Here is a 16915-nt window from a genome sequence, read left to right as displayed (position 1 = left end):
ATAGGTGCGTCCCGCGTTCGCCGCTCCGGGACCGCTTCGGCGGCATCTGCGCCGCGCACGTGTCCGGATGCTACGCCGATGCCCTGCCCCCTGCAAGGACTTTCGCCTGAACGGAAAACGGCCGGGTTTCCCCGGCCGTTTCCGCGCACAGCTGTTGCTACGTCAGTTCATCAGAACTGGTAGCGGAAGCCCAGCTGCAGCGACCACTGCGACACACCCACGTCGAAGCCATCGGCGTCGGCGTTGGCGACGGTCGGGGTATCCGCACCGCGGTAGTTGTACACGTACTTGCCCTGGTACATGCCCTGCAGGGTGGCAACGCGGCTGTCGGCGAAGAAGCCGTAGTCGTAGATGTTGCCCCAGTCCTTGTTGATCATGTTGCCGACGTTCTGGATATCCAGCCAGATCTCCGACTTGTGACCCTTCATGAAGCCCGGCAGCTGCTGGCTGATACGGATGTCGAAGGTATTGATCCAGCCGCTGCGGAAGCCGTTGGCCGGAGCTGCGCTGCCGGCGTACTTGGCCAGGTCCGGATTGGCGGCCAGCCAGGTGAAGAAGTCCTTCTCCATCTGCGCGTTGGCAGTGAACTGGCCATTGGCAGCCAGGTTGCCGAACAGCACATCGCCCGGGCCCTTCGGCACGTAGAACAGGTCGTTGGCCGAACGGCCGTCGCCATTGGCGTCGTTGGCGTACACGTAGCTGTACGGACGGCCGCTGCGGCCTTCGTACACCAGGCCGATCTTGGTCTCGTAGTCACCGAAGAACTTGTGCTTCCAGTTCAGCGCGCCCGACAGGCGGTCGCGGATCTGGTAGCGCGAGGTGTTCTCGACCGGGCTGTTGGCGTCGAAGGCGTACTGGTAGTTCCAGCCCGAGCTGGCGGTGGAGCTGGTCAGCGAGCCGACTTCGGTGGCATCGGTATAGGTGTAGCCGATGTTCCAGGACCAGTCGCTGGTGTCGCTCCACGGCTTGGACAGCGACGCGGTGAACTGCGAAGTGCGGCCCTTGTCGGTGTTGTTGATCAGGTAGACGTTGTTGTAGTCCTTGTTGCGCCTCACGCGCGCGTCGCCGTTGGCCCACGCACCGACCTTGTTCTGCGCGTAGTACATGTCACGGCCGTCCGGACCCTGGTACTGCACCGGGCCCAGGTTCAGGTTCTGGTAGAACAGGCCGTCCTTGACCTTGGTGACCAGCAGTTCGGCCGAAGCCACGATGCCGTACCACGGGGTTTCATGGTCGAAGGCCAGGTTGGCCTTGTAGATCGACGGCAGCTTGAAGTCGTTGCCGACGAAGTTGACGTTCTGCTGGGTCGAGCCCGGGCCGGTCGGCACCGGCTGGCTGTCCTTGTCGCCGTTGAACTTCAGACCAGCGTTGTAGGCATCGGAGCGCAGGCTGTAGACGGTGGTGTTGAAGCCGGTCGCCGAGTAGCTGTTGCTCAGCCACACCTGCGGGGAATCGCCCTGGAACAGGCCGACGCCACCGCGCAGCTGGGTCGGGCGCTCGGTGTCGAAGGTGTAGTTGAAGCCGAAGCGCGGCTGCACCAGGAACTTGCTTTCGAAGACCTTGCTGTTGTTGTAGCCGAAGAAGCTCGACGCAGCAGCGTTGTAGGTCGGGTTCGGGCTGGTGTCCGGACGGTCAGCGCGCAGACCCAGGGTCAGGGTCAGGTTGCTGTTGACGTACCAGGTGTCCTGCACGAACAGGGCCAGGTTGCTGTACTTGTAATCAGCTGCGATCGAACCCGGGGTACGCTCCGGGGCGTAATCGTAGGTGCTCCAGCGGCCGGCAGCGAAATTGTCCAGACCGTAGAAGGTGTAGGCGCCCCAAGAGTTGGCGCCGTAGTAGTTGTAGATGTCGTTGGTGTCGTACGACGCACCGAACTTGACGTCATGGTTACCCAGGGTCAGGGTACCCGCACCGTAGTAGTTCCACGCCTTGGTGGTCAGGATGTTGTCCTGCGAGTTGACTTCGGTACCGAGGTACAGCGAGTCACCCGACGGCGCAGCCGTGGTGCCATCGAAATAGATGCGCACGCTCGGAGCGTTGGTATTGACCGCGCGGATCGCCGAGAACTCGCGGTACGACGCCTTGAACTCGGTGGAGAAGGTGTCGGTCCAGTCGCTGAACAGCTGGGCGACGTAGCTCTCGTTGGTCTTGTTGTGCTGGTACCAGTACGAGTTCAGCGACGCCGAGCTCGTGGTCATGCCGTTGATGCGCAGCTTGCTCTGGTCGATCTTGCTGTAGCGGATGTTGGCGCGGTGGTTGTCGCTGATGTTCCAGTCCAGCTTCAGCGCGTACTCTTCCATCGAAGTGTCGCCGTTGCTTTCGATCCCACCGGCGTCGATGCCGTAGCCCTGCGCGATCTGCTGCGCACGGGTCACGTCAGCCAGGGTGAACTGGCCATTGGCCTTGCCCAGCGGGGTGGTTGCCAGGTCGGCACCCGGAGCGGACTGCTCGAACTTTTCGTAGTTGGCGAAGAAGAACAGCTTGTCCTTGACGATCGGACCACCGACGGTCATGCCGTAGGTCTTTTCCTTGGTGAAGCCATTGAACGGCTGGCCTTCCGGGTTGTCGCCGAACCAGTCGCCGTCACGGTAGGTGCCGTACACCGAACCGTGGAATTCATTGGTACCCGACTTGGTCACCGCGTTGACGGTGGCGCCGGCGGCAGCAGCGATGCTGACGTCGTAGTTGGACAGGTTGATGTCCAGTGCTTCGATGGCTTCCATCGCGACCGGCTGGCGGCGGGTCGGCATGTTGTTGCCTTCCAGGCCGAAGGTATCGCTGGCCGAGACGCCGTCAATGCTGATCGAGTTGAAGCGCGGGTTCTGGCCGCCGGCCGAGATCGAGCCCGAGGCGCGGTCGATGAAGGTGACGCGCGGATCCAGGCGCATCAGATCCTGGATGTTGCCGCCGATGGACGGCGCAACTTCGATCTGCTGCTGGCTGATGTTGGTGCCCGAGCCCATCTTGGTGGCGCTGAACACTTCCGAGCCGCCGCCGACAGCGGTGACCTGCACGGTGTCCAGGTTGGTCGCGGCGAGGTCGCCGGCCAGCGTGGCGTTGATGGTGCCGGTCTGGTTCACGCCCAGGTAGACGCCATCTTCGGTCTTGGTGCCTTCACCGGGCTTGGTGATGGTGATCGAGTACGGACCACCCACGCGCAGGCCGCGCGCGTTGTAACGACCCGCCGCATCGGTGGTCGCACGCGAAACGGTGCCCGACTCGGTGTGGGTGATGGTGACTTCAGCACCGGCGACGGGCTGGCCGGCGCGGGACACAACCTGGCCGCCGACACCGGCAGAGGTGCTCTGGGCGAAGGCGGGAGCGGCGGCGAGCGCAGCCACGAGACCAAGGGTGAGCTTGGACATCCGGAATGGGTGAGTCATTGTTCGGTAGCCTCGATGCGAGTTGGCGATGGCGGAAAAAAAGCGCATCCAAGCAGCCTTGCGGGCGGCTGTTCGGACATTTATCTGGGGTTCCCTACCGTGAACGGCAGCTGCCGCAACGGTTAACACTAGATTAACACGCTACGCTTTCAATGTGACGGTTGTGCGACAAACGGCACCGGATCGCAACGCTATCGTGACGGAATCTTCATTCCGCTTTACTAACGTCTTCACTCGTCGATGGCGGACTGCCCGCATCGAGCACCTGCCCGCGCCACGCCTGTCCAGCGGCGGACAACAGGGTCACGGCCGCAGCAGCGGCCGCCTCCGGGCCCCGCGCAGCCGGGTCCTGGTCGATCGAATAGGCCCGCGCCCGCAGGGCGGTACGCAAGGGGCCGGGATACAGGCCACTCACCCGCACCGGGCTGCGGGCCAGCTCGTCATGCAGGCTGCCGATCAGCCCGCGCAGGCCGTGCTGGGCGACACCGTAGCCTCCCCAGTACGCCTGCCCCACCCGCTCAGGGGCATCCACGGTGAATACCAGCGCCGCGTCTTCACGCTGGCGCAGCAACGGCAGGCAGGCCTGGGCCAGCCAGGCCGGAGCGGTCAGGGTGACGTGCACGGCACGGGCGAAGCTGGCCGGGTCGGCCAGCTCGAACGGGGTCAGGCCGGGAAAGTGGGCCGCGCAGACCAGCAGGCCATCAAGACGTCCCAGCTCCTGTGCCACGGCCTGGGCCAGTTCGGCATAATCGTCGGGACCGGCACCTTCCAGGTCCAACGGGTACAACAGGGGCTCCGGCCCAACCGCCTGCACCTGGGCGTAGACCCGGTCCAGCCTTCGTGGCTTGCGCCCCAGCAGGACCACGGTCGCCCCCGCCTCAGCGGCTGCAACAGCGGCAGCGCTGCCGAGCCCGCCGCCCGCACCGGCAATGAGCACCACGCGGCCCTGCAACGGGCGGCCATCGAGCGCCCCGTCTGCCGGTGACGTCGATGGCCAGGCGCTCATCCCTGCGCAGCCTCTTCGACGATGCGCTTGAGCTCGCCGGCTTCGAACAGTTCCATGACGATGTCGCAGCCGCCGATCAACTCGCCGTTGATGAACAGCTGCGGGAAGGTGGGCAGATTGGAGAAGCGCGGCAGATTGGCGCGGATCTCGGGCTCTTCCAGCACATTGACCGTGCGCAGTGCGACGGCGCCTGCGGCCATCAGCGCCTGCACGGCGCGGCTGGAATAGCCGCACATGGGGTACTGCGGGGTGCCCTTCATGAACAGCACGAGCGGGTAACGATCCACCTCGGCCTGGATTTGCTGCATTACCGCCACACCTCACTCCTTGCTTCGCCGGACGAACCAACCGCGATGGTCGGCTAGACTGCCCACGGTAGCTGCCATTGTAAGCCGATGGTACCGGCTGCCGCCGCCCCCTGGCCACGAACCTGTCCATGTCCGTCGAACTGCCCGCCCTGCCCTACCTGCCCTCGTCCCTGCAGCCGCACCTGTCGGCACAGACCGTGGAACTGCATCACGGCCGCCACCATCGCACCTACGTCGACGCGGTCAATGCCGCCATCGCCGGCACCGAATGGGAAGAAGCCACGCTGGAGGACATCGTCCGCCACGCCCAGGGCGCGCTGTTCGATGCCGCCGCCCAGGCGTGGAACCACGGCTTCTACTGGCAATGCCTGCGCCCGCGCGGCGGCGGCGAGCCGCAGGGCCGCCTGGGCGAGCTGGTCAAGCGCCAGTTCGGCGACGGCCAACGCCTGCGCGAAGAGTTCAATCGAACCGCGCTTGGCCTGTTCGGCTCCGGCTGGGTGTGGCTGGTACAGCACCCGGGTGGGCAGCTCGGCCTGCAGGCCACGCGCAATGCCGGCACCCCGCTGACCGGCGAAAGCACGCCGCTGCTGTGCTGCGATATCTGGGAGCACGCGTACTACACCGACTACCAGAATGATCGTGCACGCTATCTGGAAGCATTCTGGCAACTGGTGAACTGGGAATTCGCCGAGAGCCAGCTGCGCTGAGACCGACGGGCATCCGTATCCGCCGGGCATGGCCCGGCGCTACCGGCATCACGCCTGGCCGTGGTGGATGCTCATCTTGGTCGGCCCCGCTCTGGTAGATGCCCATCCTGGTGGGCCCTGCTCTGGTAGATGCCCACCTTGGTGGGCGTTGCCGGCCAGCGGCCGGCACTACCAGCATCAGCGACGTCTGCCGGCCAGCGGCCGGCATTACCGGGACAGCGGCGCCGGCCGGCGAGCGGTCGGCACGCCTTCGCTCAGCGGTTGCGCAGCGCGTGTACCGCGGGGGCCACCTGGGCCTGGCGGTCGAGCTCCAGGCCTACCTGCTCCAGCGCATCAGCCAGTGCATCGGCATCATCATCACGCAGGGTGGCGTGACCCACCTTGCGGCCGTCACGGGGCTCCTTGCCGTAATCGTGCCAATGGCCACTGGCCTGCTGCAGCACCGGCGTCGGGTCGGGCATTGCCCCCAGCCAGTTCAGCATGCAGGCATGGCCGAGCATGCGGGTACTGCCCAGCGGCAGGCCGAGCACCGCACGCAGGTGGTTCTCGAACTGGGAGGTTTCGCTGCCTTCGATGGTCCAGTGACCGGAGTTGTGCACGCGCGGCGCCATCTCGTTGGCCAGCAGTTCACCGTCGCGGCAGAACAGCTCCAATGCGAACACACCCACGTACTGCAGGTGTTCGGCGACACGATGGGCATAGCCGATCGCCGCTTCGTGCTCGGCAGCGGACAGCACCGCCGGTGCCACGCTGGCCGACAGCACGCCGTCGACATGCCAGTTGCCGGTGACCGGCCAAGCCTGGAAGCTGCCATCGCGGCCGCGCACGGCAACCACGCTGACTTCGCGCTGGAAGGCGACAAAGCCCTCGAGGATCAGGCCGGTGCGCTCGACCTGCGCCCCCAGGGCCTGCCATGCCGCATCGATGTCCGCTTCGCTGCGCAGGCGGAACTGGCCCTTGCCGTCGTAGCCCAGGCGGCGGGTCTTGAGGATGCACGGCAGGCCGAATTCGGCGGCCCTGGCAGCCAGCTCGTCGCGGCTGCGGATATCGGCGAAGGCCGGCAGCGGAATGCCCAGCTGCTGGAACAGGGTCTTCTCGCTCAACCGGTCCTGGGCCACCGCCAGCGCCGACGGCGGCGGGTAGACCGGCACACGGTCGGCCAGCCATTGCGCGCTGTCTGCCGGCACGTTCTCGAAATCGAAGGTGATCACATCGACTTTGGCGGCGAAGTCAGCCAGTGCCTGGCGATCATCGAAGGCACCGACGGTGAGCGGTGCCAGCGGGCCACTGCAGGCGTCGGCCGCCGGATCGTACAGTTCGAAGCGCAGTCCCAGCGGCGCACCGGCCAGGACCATCATGCGGGCGAGCTGGCCGCCGCCGAGGATGCCGACGGTCAGGCTCATTGGCGCGGATCGTCGTGGGCCATCACGTCTTCGGTCTGGCGCGCGCGGAAGCTGTCCAGCGCCTGGCCGATGGCCGGCTGGTCGCTGGCCAGCATCGCGGCGGCAAACAGTGCGGCATTGGACGCACCGGCATTGCCGATGGCGAAGGTGGCGACCGGGATGCCGGCCGGCATCTGCACGATCGACAGCAGCGAATCCATGCCGTTGAGGGCCTTGGACTGCACCGGCACGCCCAGCACCGGCACCGCGGTCTTGGCCGCGATCATGCCCGGCAGATGCGCGGCACCGCCGGCGCCGGCGATGATCGCGCGCAGCCCGCGCGAACCGGCCTGCTCGGCATAACTGAACAACACATCCGGCGTCCGATGCGCGGACACCACCTTCACTTCGAACGGAACACCCAGAGCTTCAAGCTTCTGGGCGGCGTGCTGCATGGTTTCCCAGTCGGAGCGGGAACCCATGACGATGCCGACAAGCGGCGCGATCGGGTTGGGGGTCATTGGCCGTCACCTGCCTTAAAGACGTATTCTAGCCATCTTCCACGCAAGACGAAGAACCATGGATCGCAAGCTGCTCGACCTGCTGGTATCGCCCGATACCCGCCAGCCCCTGTCCCTGCTGGATGGCAAGGGCCTGGAAGCCCTCAACCGGGCGATCGCCGCCGGTTCCGTCAACCGCGCCGATGGCAACCCGCTGGCGCAGCCGCTGCGCGAAGCCCTGGTCACCCGCGACCGCAAGCAGGTGTTCCGCGTCGACGACGGCATCCCGGTGCTGCTGGCCGAAGAAGCCATCCCGACCGCACAGATCGCCGACTTCCCGGCCGCATGAGCGCGCTGCCGACGCCGGATCCAGCCGTCGTCGCGGCCGATGTCGCCCGCGCGTTGGCCGAGGACCTGGGCAGCGGTGACGTCACCGCCGCCCTGCTGCCCGACCAGCCTGACAGTGCCTACCTGCTGTGCAAGCAGGATGCGGTGATCGCGGGCCGTCCGTGGTTCGATGCCACCCACCGCGCACTCGATGCGGACGTGCAGATCGAGTGGCGGGTGGCCGAAGGCGACAGCGTCAGCGCCGGCACCGTGCTGGCCCTGCTGCATGGGCGCAGCCGCAGCCTGGTCAGCGCCGAACGCACTTCGCTGAATTTCCTGCAGACCCTGTCCGGCACTGCCACCACCACGGCCCGCTACGTGGCTGCGGTGGAAGGTACAGGCACGCGCATCCTTGATACCCGCAAGACCCTGCCCGGCCTGCGCCTGGCGCAGAAATACGCGGTGCGGTGCGGTGGTGGCGACAACCACCGCTTCGGCCTGTACGACACGGTGATGCTGAAGGAGAACCACATCCGCGCGGCCGGTTCACTGGCTGCCGCTGTGTCGGCCGCCCGCCAGCAATGGCCACAGCTGCCGCTGGTGGTCGAGGTCGAGGACCTGGAACAGCTGCGGCAGGCGCTGGAAGCCGGCTGTGAACGCATCCTCCTGGACGACTTCAGCCCGGAACTGCGGCGCGAAGCGGTGCGCATCACCGAAGGCCGCATTCCACTGGAGGTGTCCGGCAGCGTCGGCCTCGGGGGCCTGCGCTCGATCGCCGAAGATGGGGTGGACTGCATTTCCATCGGCGGCCTGACCAAACACGTGCAGGCAATCGACCTGTCGTTGAAACTGGGTCCGCCACCGGGTTGAGGGTGGATTCGCGGATCGTGATGTTGCCGGCCAACGGCCGGCACTACCGTTCTCACACCCGGCGTTCACAACGGCGCTGCGACGCTGCGGCCATCCCCCACAGGAGCCGCGCATGCGCCGGATGCTCTTGCCTGCCTGCCTGCTGCTGGCCGCGACGCCTTTCTCGGCCGCCGCTGCCGAAGCCTGCGATGTACCACCGCGTTTCGGCCTGAGCCCATTGGCGGTCGCCATCCGCAACACCGCCTGCAACGAGCATCGGCTCTGGTATCGCCCCTTCATCGACCGCGACGGCCGCGCCGCCAGCCTCAGTGTCACCGAGGCCGAAGGTGATCATCTGGCCGACAACGGCCTGATCGCCTGGCAACGGGTCACCAGCTACTGGCGCGAAAGCGGCACGCTCAACGCGCTGGGCAGCCAGCCCGGCGCCAGCAGCTGCCTGGCGCCGCTGGGCACGCGTTACACCGACAGCGATTGCCGCGCCTTCCTGATCGACAATCCGTGGTCGGCGGCCTTCATTTCCTGGGTGATGGTGCGTGCCGGCGTACCCGGCTTCAATACTTCCCCACGCCATATCGACTACATCCGCGCCGCCTACCAGGCAGGCCCTTCCGGCGTGCCCTACCGCCTGGTGGACCCGGCCACCGCCAAGCCTGCGCCGGGCGATCTGCTGTGCTTCCTGCGCGACCGCAGCAGCACGCTCAGTTACAGCGGATTGGTGCAGGCCCTGGGCAACGGCTCGGTCGGCCATTGGAAGTCGCATTGCGAAGTGGTGGTGGCGGCCAACCTCGGTGGCGACCAGACGCTTTACCTGGTGGGCGGCAATGTCATGAACACCGTGGCGATGCGCCTGCTGCAACTGGATCGCACCGGCACGATCAAGCTACCGCCGCCGCGCGAGCGCGATACCACCGGCATCGACCCAACCTGCACGCCGGGCCGTGAGGACGAATGCAGCTTCAACCGGCAGGATTGGGCCGCGCTGCTGCAGTTGAATGCCACTGCGCCGCGGGTCGCACCGCTTCCGCCGGTGATACCCGCTGCGCCGACACCGTTGCCGCTGCAGCCGGCAACGGAGCCTGGCAGCAATCGCTGAGCAGATGCCGCTTGATCCGGTCGCCATTCGTCGCCATCTTTGGCGGATCGACACCTGACGGCTGACGCCATGCCCACCCTGCTGTTCCTGCTGATTGCCGGCGGTATCGTCTACTTCTTCTGGAACGCAGCGCGTTCGGCCGCCGAACGTGCGATCGAGCTGGGCCGCAACGCCTGCCGTGCCGCCGATGTGCAGTGGCTGGACCAGGCGGTGCACGCCACGGGCCTGCGCTTGTCGCGCGGGGAAGACGGACGCCTCGGCTTCGAACGCACCTTCAAGTTCGAGTATTCCTACGACGGCATCGATCGCCATGTCGGCCGCATGGTGCTGCGCGGCGACCAGCTGGTTTCATTTACCGGCCCGGGCGCGGCACGGATCAGCCAGATCCGTGCGGACAACGAAGAGGCCGAGGATGTGTAGGGGCTGAAGGTGTGCCGACCAACGGTCGGCCCCACCATTACTTGACCACGCGCAGCGTCGGACGGCCTTTCGGCGGCGGACCAGCGGGCGGCGTGTCGTCCGGCGGCGTCTGCTCATCGTCGTGCAGCAGCTCATCACTGGCCGGCGCCGGCTCGCCACCGGGAATGTCATCCGGCAGGGCCATGCCCTGCCCGGTTTCGCGGGCATATACCGCCAGTACGGCGCTGATCGGCACCTGCACCGGATAGCTGGTGCCGGAGAAGCGCGCCGAGAAGCTCACCGACTCGTTGTCGATCACCAGCCGTACCACCGCGCGTTCGGCGATGTTGAGCACCACCCGGCCATCCTTGATGGCTGAAGGCGGAACCTGCACGCCGGGAACGCCGGCGTCGACCAGGATATGCGGCGTCAGCTGGTTGTCATTGATCCATTCCACCAGGGCCCGCAACAGGTACGGTCGGTGGCTGGTCATGTGGAAGAAGTCTTCGGTCATGCGTGAAGTGTAGCGCCCGACGCCCCGGCCGGGGCGGATCGCCTGCACGCCGGTCGGCGTGCAGACGGGAAAGCGGATGGCGGATCAGCCCGGCAGATCGCGCAGTTTCTTTTCCTGATCGGTCAGGCTGCGGACGAAACCGGGGTGGCGGAAGATCCGGTTGCCATAGTCCTCGATCGCCTTGCCGTCCTTCGGCAACGGCACGTCCAGCGACTGCAGGCGCCAGATGATCGGCGCCATCGCGCAGTCGGCCAGGCTCATTTCCGGGTTGAGGAAGAACTTGCTGGCCTTGAACAACGGCAGCGAGGCCGTCAACAGTTCCTTCAGCCGCTTGCGCCCTGCCTCGGCCTGGGTCTTGTTGCCCAGCTGGATCGCCTGCACCTGCGGCACCCAGTCGTGCTCGATACGCAGCATGGCCAGTCGGATGCGCGCGCGCGACAGCGGGTCGACCGGCATCAGCGGCGGATGCGGATAGCGCTCGTCCAGATACTCGCTGACCACCGACGCGGCATACAGCACCAGCTCGCGCTCGACCAGGGTCGGCACCGAGTGGTACGGATTGAGATCGATCAGATCTTCCGGCGGGTTCTGTGGATCCACCGGTACGAAGTCGAAACTCACGCCCTTGGCCGCCAGCACCAGGCGCACACGGTGGCACAGTACATCGTCGTTCGAGGAAAACAGCGTCAGTGTATTGCGCATGCGTACGCTCGCCGCCATCAAAGGCTCTCCTACGACAGGAGACCGCCTGCCGTATCGGCGCCGCCAGCACCGTGCTGACGGTCGACTCCTCCCCGAGTGTGCAACCGACCATCACAAAAGCCAATAGGCCCGTTGCGATGGCCGGCCTTGGATCAGTGCACGTCCTTCCAGTATTCCTTCTTCAACAGGTACACCAGGAAGGTCAGCAGGGCCAGGAACAGGATCACCCAGACACCGAGCTGCTGCCGCTTCAGCGCGGCCGGCTCGCCGGCGTATTCAAGGAAGTTGGTGATGTCACGCACGGCCTGGTCGTACTGCGCCGCATCGACCGAACCCGGGCTTTCGATGCGCAGGCCCGTCACCGGCGGGTCCATGCCCGCTGCTTCGGCCTTGCCATGTACCGCATGCTGCAGGCCCTGCATCTCCCACAACGGATTAGGCATGGATGCGTTGGCGAACAGCGCATTGTTCCAGCCCAGCGGGCGGCTGCTGTCCAGGTAGAACGACTTCAGGTAGGTGTAGATCCAGTCGCTGCCGCGCACCCGGGAAATCAGGCTCAGGTCAGGCGGCATCTTGCCGAACCACTTTTCGGCCTGCTCCTTGGGCATCGCCACCGGCACCGGATCGCCGATCGCCGAGCCGGTGAAGTTGAGGTTGTTCATCACCTCTTCCTCGCTCAGCCCCAGGTCCTCGCCCATCCGCGAATAGCGCAGGTACTTCAGTGCATGGCAGCCACTGCAGTAGTTCATGTACAACTGGGCACCACGCTGCAGCGACGCCCGGTCACCCAGGTCGTTACCGGCCTGCAGGAGCTTGGTGCCGCCCTCGGCGGCCATGGCCAGGGTACTGCCCAGCATCAGGGCGGCCGCCAGGGCCAGCCGGACCATCCAGCGCTCAGTCATGCGTGGTCACCCTTTCCGGTACCGGCTTGGTCTTGTCCAGCCTTGTCCATATCGGCATGGTGATGAAGAAGGCGAAGTACAGGAAGGTCAGCACCCGCCCGACATAGGTCTCGTGTGCATCGGTACCAGGACCGGAACCGATCACCATCAGCCACGCAAAGCACACCACGAACATGCCCAGCAGGCCGCGCGACAGCCAGCCGCGGTAGCGGTAGGACTTGACCTTGGCCCGGTCCAGCCAGGGCACCAGGAACAGGATGGCGATGGCCGAGAACATCACGATCACGCCACCCAGTTTGTTCGGCACCACCCGCAACATCGCGTAGTACGGCGTGTAGTACCAGACCGGCTTGATGTGCTCGGGGGTGACCAGGCGATTGGCTTCGGTGAAGTTGTCGTGTTCCAGGAACAGGCCACCGAAGGCCGGTGCGAAGAAGATGATGAAGGCCGCGATGATCAGCAGGAAGCCCGCACCGACGCCGTCCTTGAGCGTGTAGTAGGGATGGAACGGGATGCCGTCGGTCGGCGCGTTCGGCGACCAGCGGTTGCCCTTCGGGCCCTTCTTGATCTCCACGCCATCGGGATTGTTCGATCCCACTTCATGCAGCGCGCCCAGGTGCAGCACCACCAGCAGCAGCAGGACCAGCGGCAGCGCGATCACGTGCAGTGCGAAGAACCGGTTGAGCGTGGCGTCGCTGGGCAGGTAATCGCCCATGATCCATTCGGTCAGGCCGTTGCCGATCACCGGAATGGCGCCGAACAGCGAGATGATCACCTTGGCGCCCCAGAACGACATCTGGCCCCACGGCAGCACGTAGCCCATGAAGGCTTCGGCCATCAACACGAGGTAGATCAGCATGCCCAGGATCCACACCAGCTCGCGTGGCTTCTGGTAGCTGCCATACAGCAGCCCGCGGAACATGTGCAGGTAGACCACGATGAAGAACAGCGAGGCACCGGTGGAGTGCATGTAGCGGATCAGCCAGCCCCACTCCACGTCACGCATGATGTATTCGATGGAGGCGAATGCTTCGGCGGCATTCGTCTTGTAATGCATGGTCAGGAAGATGCCGGTGACGATCTGGTTGACCAGCACCAGCAGCGCCAGCGAGCCGAAGTAGTACCAGATGTTGAAGTTCTTCGGCGCGTAGTACTCGCTGACGTGCTTGCGGTAGATAGGCATCAACCCCGGCGCGCGGGCATTGACCCAGTCGGCCACGCCGGTGGCGGTACGGCTGAGGATGTTGGACATCAGGCAGCCCCCTGCGGATCGACACCGATGATGATGGTGTTGTCGTCCTGGTAGTGGTGCGCGGGCACCTTCAGGTTGATGGGTGCGGGCACGTCCTTGAAGACGCGGCCGGACATGTCGAAGCGCGACTTGTGGCAGGGGCAGAAATAGCCGCCCTTCCATTGCGGATCGTAGGGCTCGGGGCGGATTTCACCCACCATTTCCGGCGAACAGCCCAGGTGCGTGCAGAGACCGACCAGCACCGAGATCTCGGGCTTGATCGAGCGCAGCTCCGGGTTCTGCTTGAGCACGTACTCCGGCTGCTGGTCCTTCTCGCCGGACTCGGGGTCCTTCAAGCGGCCATCCAGCCCATGCAGCGCGTCAAGGATCGCCTTGGACCGTTTGACGATCCAGATCGGCTGGCCACGCCATTCCACGATCAGGCGTTGGCCTTCCTGCAGGGCGCTGATGTCGGCCACCACCGGTGCGCCGGCAAGCTTGGCGCGGGCACTGGGGTTCCAGGATTTGATGAAAGGAACTGCGGTGAATCCGACGCCGACGGCGCCCACCACGGCTGTGGTGGCAGTAAGAAAACGCCGACGTCCGGTGTTGACTGGATCGTGTACCCCATCGTTGGCCATCCGGCACTCCGATATTGATTAGGTAGCTTTAAGGCTGCCAGCGGTTCCGGTGGGGGCCAGAGCCGCATTGAATCTCGGTCGAGTGTAGCGGAACCGTTGCGCGCCACACAACGCATTGCAACAACTCTTTCAGATCCGTGCCGACTGACAGTCGGCACCTACCTGTTAACGGTGGGCCGACCAACGATCGGCACCTACTGCTTGCTCAGCACCGTGCGATAGCGCTCGGCCAGCTGGCCGACCCGGCGCACGTAATACTGGGTCTCGCTGTAGGGCGGCACGCCGCGATGACGATCAACCGCGCCCTCGCCCGCGTTGTAGCCGGCAGCGGCCAGGGTCAGGTCTCCATTGAAACGCTTCAACAGCCACGCCAGATACTGCACACCGCCACGGATGTTCTGCCCCGCGTCGTAGGAATCGCTGACGCCGAAGCGCGCGGCGGTGGGCGGCATCAGCTGCATCAGGCCTTGGGCGCCAGCACGGCTGAGTGCGGTCGGGTTGTAGGCCGACTCGGCATGGATGATCGCGCGTACCACGGCCTCTTCCACCCCGAATTCGCGTGCGGCCGCGGTGATCTCGCTCTGGAAGGCCGTGGTGTTCAGGCGCACGCTGCTGAAATCGACGCGCGGATTGATCCCGCAGGCGTAGCAGCGCTCCATGAAGCTGTAGCGGATGGTCCGCACCGGGCCGAGGTTGGCCACCTGGGTCGGGCGTGCGCTGGTGTAGTGGCGCACCCCGTCCTGCATGTACGAATAGACCTGTCCGCTGACCATCCTGCCGCCGCGTGGACTGGCCGGCGTAGAGGTCGTTGCGGGTGCCGGGGTCGCTGCGACAGCGGGACTGGCCGCAGCGGCGGCGACCGCGACCGGATTACGCTCGGCGCTGGCCACCACTGCAGCAGGTGCCGCAGGTGCTGGTAGCGGCGCCGGCACCGGCGTGGCAACGGGAGCGCGCGCTGCCCTGCCCGCGCTGCGGGTGTAGCTGATGGTGCTGCATTGGGCACCGGCCACCCGCTTGCTGACATAGCTGGTGACACCGTCGGCGCCGAGGCACTTGTACAGGGTACCGGCGCTGGCCGGCGCAGCGGTCAGCGCAGCGATGATGATCGCCGTTATCCCCAGTCTCCCCTTCATGGCCGCGAGTGTCCCAGCTTCGCTGCGGCTTGCCAAGGGCGCCGGCTCAGACCGTGACGGCGGGCACGGCCAGGACCTGGCCAAGCCCGGTCAGGCGCTGGGCCAGCTCCTCGCGCAGCTCGGCCGGCGTGGTCCACACCGCCACCGGCAGGCGATCCAGGCTGAGGATCTGCGCCAGCATCATGCCGCGGCTCTCCGCGCCCATCCGCAACAGGCAATGCGCTGGCCCGTCGGCCTCCAGCACACCGCACCAGGGCGGAATGCGCCCGGTCAGCTCCGCTTCGCTGCCGGCCAGGCGCAGGACGGCCTGCAGCGCGAACGGCGCCTGGCTGACCGCCTGCCGCACCATCACATCCGGCGGCGCCGGAGTGCGCCGATGCAGGCCGGGCTCTGGCAGCGGACGCACTGCGCCCATCCGGTCCACGCGCAGCGTGCGCCAGTCCTGCCGCCCCAGGTCCCAGGCCAGCAGATACCAGCGCCGTCCGTAGTTGACCAGGTGCTGGGCCTCGACTTCGCGTTGCGTCACCGCGTCCTGCGCGCTGCGGTATTCGAAGGCCAGCCGCGCGGCCTGCCGGCAATGCTGGGCCAGTCGCCCGAGCAGGCGCGCGTCGGTGGACGGCAGGTCGGACAGGGTTGCGGTGGCGGCATGTACTTCGCCGGCCTGCTGGCGGCGACGCGCCGGCACCAGCGGGTCGAGCTTGGACAGCAGGCCGCGTGCGGTGTCGTCGATGCCGGACACCGTGGCCGACGCCGCGCGCAGGGCAATCGCCAGTGTGGTGGCCTCCTCCTCATCCAGCAGCATCGGCAGCACCGGCGCACCGGCGCCCAGCCGGTAGCCGCCACCTACACCGGCCGAGGCCTGTACCGGATACCCCAGCTCACGCAGGCGCTCGACATCGCGACGGATGCTGCGCCGGTCCACGCCCATGCGCTCGGCCAGCTCGGCGCCGGACCAGTGACGGCGGGCCTGCAGCAGGGAAATCAGGCGAAGCAGGCGATGGGCGGTATGGCGCATGACGGATCGCGGACAGAAGTCGTCCGCAATTGTGCCCCAGCATGGGCCCCACTTCACCACCACCTGCAGGGAGCAATGCCATGACGTCACGCCAGATCACCCTCTACCACGCCGCCCGTTCACGCTCGAGCGGCGCTGTCGCCCTGCTCGAAGCGCTGGGCGCCGACTACCGCATGCAGGTGCTGGACCTGAAGGCCGGTGCCAACCTGGCACCGGCCTATCTGGCGATCAACCCGATGGGCAAGGTGCCGGCCATCGTCCACAACGGCGCCCTGGTGACCGAGCAGGTGGCGATCTATCTGTACCTGGCCGACCTATACCCGGAAGCCGGGCTGGCACCGCCGATCGGCGATGCCCTGCGCGGCCCTTACCTGCGCTGGATGGCCTTCTATGGCGCGTGTTTCGAGCCGGCGATGATCGACAAGGCCATGCATCGCGAGCCGCCGCCGCGCCTGATGTCGCCCTACAACGATGCCGATACGGTGCTGCAGGTGATCGAGGCACAGCTGGCGCAGGGGCCGTACCTGCTGGGCGAGGTGATGAGTGCGGCCGACGTGCTGTGGGGCAATGCGCTGGCATGGACCAGTGCGTTCGGCCTGGTGCAGCCAGCACCGGCGACGGCCGCCTACATCGATCGGATGAGCGCGATGACCGCGTTTGATCGTTCGCGGCAGATCGATGCGGAGCTGATCGCGGCGTGAGGGCACCCGGCTCGGCCCGGCGCTACCGAACGGGGCGGGATGCGGGTGGCGCGGGACCATGGCGCCGCGCGAGCGCAGGGCGAGCGGGGCGGGATGAGGGT

Annotated in this window: 18 protein-coding genes; 6 read left to right on the top strand and 12 right to left on the bottom strand. The window is 66.3% G+C overall.

What is annotated here, in order from left to right; translation table 11 throughout:
- Nucleotides 1-170: 170 nt before the first annotated feature.
- The 3 genes from AC07UW_RS04520 to grxD all read right to left on the bottom strand — a co-directional run bounded on the left by AC07UW_RS04520 (nt 171) and on the right by grxD (nt 4706).
- The gene (locus tag AC07UW_RS04520; RefSeq protein WP_485129803.1) at nt 171-3383 is read right to left on the bottom strand and encodes a TonB-dependent receptor; all 3213 of its coding nucleotides are present in this window, start codon (nt 3381-3383) and stop codon (nt 171-173) included.
- Between the two features lie 208 nt (nt 3384-3591).
- Nucleotides 3592-4389, bottom strand: coding sequence for an SDR family NAD(P)-dependent oxidoreductase (locus tag AC07UW_RS04515; protein ID WP_495211504.1), 798 nt, complete (start codon nt 4387-4389; stop codon nt 3592-3594).
- The gene (gene grxD, locus AC07UW_RS04510; RefSeq protein WP_025875264.1) at nt 4386-4706 is read right to left on the bottom strand and encodes a Grx4 family monothiol glutaredoxin; all 321 of its coding nucleotides are present in this window, start codon (nt 4704-4706) and stop codon (nt 4386-4388) included. Before grxD ends, AC07UW_RS04515 begins: the two co-directional genes overlap by 4 nt.
- Before the next feature lie 119 nt (nt 4707-4825).
- On the opposite strand from grxD, the gene AC07UW_RS04505 reads away from it, so the two are divergent.
- Nucleotides 4826-5404 carry a superoxide dismutase gene (locus tag AC07UW_RS04505; RefSeq protein WP_495211503.1) on the top strand — a complete coding sequence of 193 codons (579 nt, stop codon included), beginning with the start codon at nt 4826-4828 and terminating at the stop codon, nt 5402-5404.
- A 254-nt stretch (nt 5405-5658) separates the two neighbouring features.
- On the opposite strand, the gene AC07UW_RS04500 is transcribed toward AC07UW_RS04505, so the two are convergent.
- Nucleotides 5659-6807: a 5-(carboxyamino)imidazole ribonucleotide synthase gene (locus AC07UW_RS04500; RefSeq protein ID WP_495211502.1), complete on the bottom strand. Its 1149-nt coding sequence runs from the start codon at nt 6805-6807 to the stop codon at nt 5659-5661.
- Nucleotides 6804-7307, bottom strand: coding sequence for a 5-(carboxyamino)imidazole ribonucleotide mutase (gene purE, locus AC07UW_RS04495; protein ID WP_025875268.1), 504 nt, complete (start codon nt 7305-7307; stop codon nt 6804-6806). The genes AC07UW_RS04500 and purE overlap by 4 nt, the downstream gene beginning before the upstream one ends.
- A 58-nt stretch (nt 7308-7365) precedes the next feature.
- On the opposite strand from purE, the gene AC07UW_RS04490 reads away from it, so the two are divergent.
- The 4 genes from AC07UW_RS04490 (at nt 7366) to AC07UW_RS04475 (ending at nt 9996) form a co-directional block, all read left to right on the top strand.
- Nucleotides 7366-7635, top strand: coding sequence for a Trm112 family protein (locus tag AC07UW_RS04490; RefSeq protein WP_025875269.1), 270 nt, complete (start codon nt 7366-7368; stop codon nt 7633-7635).
- Nucleotides 7632-8483 (top strand): carboxylating nicotinate-nucleotide diphosphorylase, encoded by an 852-nt coding sequence (nadC, locus tag AC07UW_RS04485; RefSeq protein ID WP_025875271.1) that lies wholly within the window; start codon nt 7632-7634, stop codon nt 8481-8483. Before AC07UW_RS04490 ends, nadC begins: the two co-directional genes overlap by 4 nt.
- A 112-nt stretch (nt 8484-8595) precedes the next feature.
- On the top strand, nt 8596-9576 hold the full coding sequence (locus tag AC07UW_RS04480; RefSeq protein ID WP_495211501.1) for a DUF2272 domain-containing protein: 981 nt from the start codon (nt 8596-8598) through the stop codon (nt 9574-9576).
- 69 nt (nt 9577-9645) lie between these two features.
- Complete coding sequence (locus AC07UW_RS04475; protein ID WP_025875275.1) at nt 9646-9996, top strand: DUF3301 domain-containing protein; 351 nt, start codon at nt 9646-9648, stop codon at nt 9994-9996.
- 37 nt (nt 9997-10033) lie between these two features.
- Here AC07UW_RS04475 and AC07UW_RS04470 read toward each other — a convergent pair whose 3' ends face one another.
- The 7 genes from AC07UW_RS04470 to AC07UW_RS04440 all read right to left on the bottom strand — a co-directional run bounded on the left by AC07UW_RS04470 (nt 10034) and on the right by AC07UW_RS04440 (nt 16113).
- Entirely contained in the window at nt 10034-10489 is a 456-nt protein-coding gene (locus tag AC07UW_RS04470; protein ID WP_025875278.1) for a ClpXP protease specificity-enhancing factor, read from the bottom strand.
- Between the two features lie 84 nt (nt 10490-10573).
- Nucleotides 10574-11209, bottom strand: a complete 636-nt coding sequence (locus tag AC07UW_RS04465; RefSeq protein WP_025875280.1) for a glutathione S-transferase N-terminal domain-containing protein — start codon at nt 11207-11209, stop codon at nt 10574-10576.
- Between the two features lie 134 nt (nt 11210-11343).
- Nucleotides 11344-12093: a cytochrome c1 gene (locus AC07UW_RS04460; RefSeq protein ID WP_025875282.1), complete on the bottom strand. Its 750-nt coding sequence runs from the start codon at nt 12091-12093 to the stop codon at nt 11344-11346.
- Nucleotides 12086-13345 carry a cytochrome b gene (locus AC07UW_RS04455; RefSeq protein WP_025875284.1) on the bottom strand — a complete coding sequence of 420 codons (1260 nt, stop codon included), beginning with the start codon at nt 13343-13345 and terminating at the stop codon, nt 12086-12088. The genes AC07UW_RS04460 and AC07UW_RS04455 overlap by 8 nt, the downstream gene beginning before the upstream one ends.
- The gene (gene petA, locus AC07UW_RS04450) at nt 13345-13965 is read right to left on the bottom strand and encodes a ubiquinol-cytochrome c reductase iron-sulfur subunit (RefSeq protein WP_025875286.1); all 621 of its coding nucleotides are present in this window, start codon (nt 13963-13965) and stop codon (nt 13345-13347) included. The genes AC07UW_RS04455 and petA overlap by 1 nt, the downstream gene beginning before the upstream one ends.
- Nucleotides 13966-14159: 194 nt before the next feature.
- Nucleotides 14160-15098 (bottom strand): lytic transglycosylase domain-containing protein, encoded by a 939-nt coding sequence (locus AC07UW_RS04445; protein WP_495211500.1) that lies wholly within the window; start codon nt 15096-15098, stop codon nt 14160-14162.
- A gap of 46 nt (nt 15099-15144) precedes the next feature.
- The gene (locus tag AC07UW_RS04440; protein WP_223494705.1) at nt 15145-16113 is read right to left on the bottom strand and encodes a helix-turn-helix transcriptional regulator; all 969 of its coding nucleotides are present in this window, start codon (nt 16111-16113) and stop codon (nt 15145-15147) included.
- A gap of 80 nt (nt 16114-16193) precedes the next feature.
- Here AC07UW_RS04440 and AC07UW_RS04435 point away from each other — a divergent pair, with 80 nt between their 5' ends.
- Nucleotides 16194-16814: a glutathione S-transferase family protein gene (locus tag AC07UW_RS04435; protein ID WP_099842221.1), complete on the top strand. Its 621-nt coding sequence runs from the start codon at nt 16194-16196 to the stop codon at nt 16812-16814.
- Nucleotides 16815-16915: the final 101 nt, after the last annotated feature.

Source organism: Stenotrophomonas sp. GW821-FHT02D01 (genome assembly GCF_059421765.1).
The sequence above is the reverse complement of the archived record's forward strand: the minus strand, read 5'-3'. Positions and strand labels throughout refer to the sequence as shown.

Bases quoted from the DNA above. Each gene is read 5' to 3' on its own strand.
- AC07UW_RS04465 (WP_025875280.1), bottom strand. From the start codon at position 11,209: ATGGCGGCGAGCGTACGCATGCGCAATACACTGACGCTGTTTTCCTCG.
- AC07UW_RS04505 (WP_495211503.1), top strand. From the start codon at position 4,826: ATGTCCGTCGAACTGCCCGCCCTGCCCTACCTGCCCTCGTCCCTGCAG.
- AC07UW_RS04435 (WP_099842221.1), top strand. From the start codon at position 16,194: ATGACGTCACGCCAGATCACCCTCTACCACGCCGCCCGTTCACGCTCG.
- AC07UW_RS04445 (WP_495211500.1), bottom strand. From the start codon at position 15,098: ATGAAGGGGAGACTGGGGATAACGGCGATCATCATCGCTGCGCTGACC.
- AC07UW_RS04480 (WP_495211501.1), top strand. From the start codon at position 8,596: ATGCGCCGGATGCTCTTGCCTGCCTGCCTGCTGCTGGCCGCGACGCCT.
- AC07UW_RS04490 (WP_025875269.1), top strand. From the start codon at position 7,366: ATGGATCGCAAGCTGCTCGACCTGCTGGTATCGCCCGATACCCGCCAG.
- AC07UW_RS04475 (WP_025875275.1), top strand. From the start codon at position 9,646: ATGCCCACCCTGCTGTTCCTGCTGATTGCCGGCGGTATCGTCTACTTC.
- AC07UW_RS04460 (WP_025875282.1), bottom strand. From the start codon at position 12,093: ATGACTGAGCGCTGGATGGTCCGGCTGGCCCTGGCGGCCGCCCTGATG.
- nadC (WP_025875271.1), top strand. From the start codon at position 7,632: ATGAGCGCGCTGCCGACGCCGGATCCAGCCGTCGTCGCGGCCGATGTC.
- AC07UW_RS04440 (WP_223494705.1), bottom strand. From the start codon at position 16,113: ATGCGCCATACCGCCCATCGCCTGCTTCGCCTGATTTCCCTGCTGCAG.
- AC07UW_RS04470 (WP_025875278.1), bottom strand. From the start codon at position 10,489: ATGACCGAAGACTTCTTCCACATGACCAGCCACCGACCGTACCTGTTG.
- AC07UW_RS04520 (WP_485129803.1), bottom strand. From the start codon at position 3,383: ATGACTCACCCATTCCGGATGTCCAAGCTCACCCTTGGTCTCGTGGCT.
- petA (WP_025875286.1), bottom strand. From the start codon at position 13,965: ATGGCCAACGATGGGGTACACGATCCAGTCAACACCGGACGTCGGCGT.
- AC07UW_RS04500 (WP_495211502.1), bottom strand. From the start codon at position 6,807: ATGAGCCTGACCGTCGGCATCCTCGGCGGCGGCCAGCTCGCCCGCATG.
- purE (WP_025875268.1), bottom strand. From the start codon at position 7,307: ATGACCCCCAACCCGATCGCGCCGCTTGTCGGCATCGTCATGGGTTCC.
- AC07UW_RS04515 (WP_495211504.1), bottom strand. From the start codon at position 4,389: ATGAGCGCCTGGCCATCGACGTCACCGGCAGACGGGGCGCTCGATGGC.
- AC07UW_RS04455 (WP_025875284.1), bottom strand. From the start codon at position 13,345: ATGTCCAACATCCTCAGCCGTACCGCCACCGGCGTGGCCGACTGGGTC.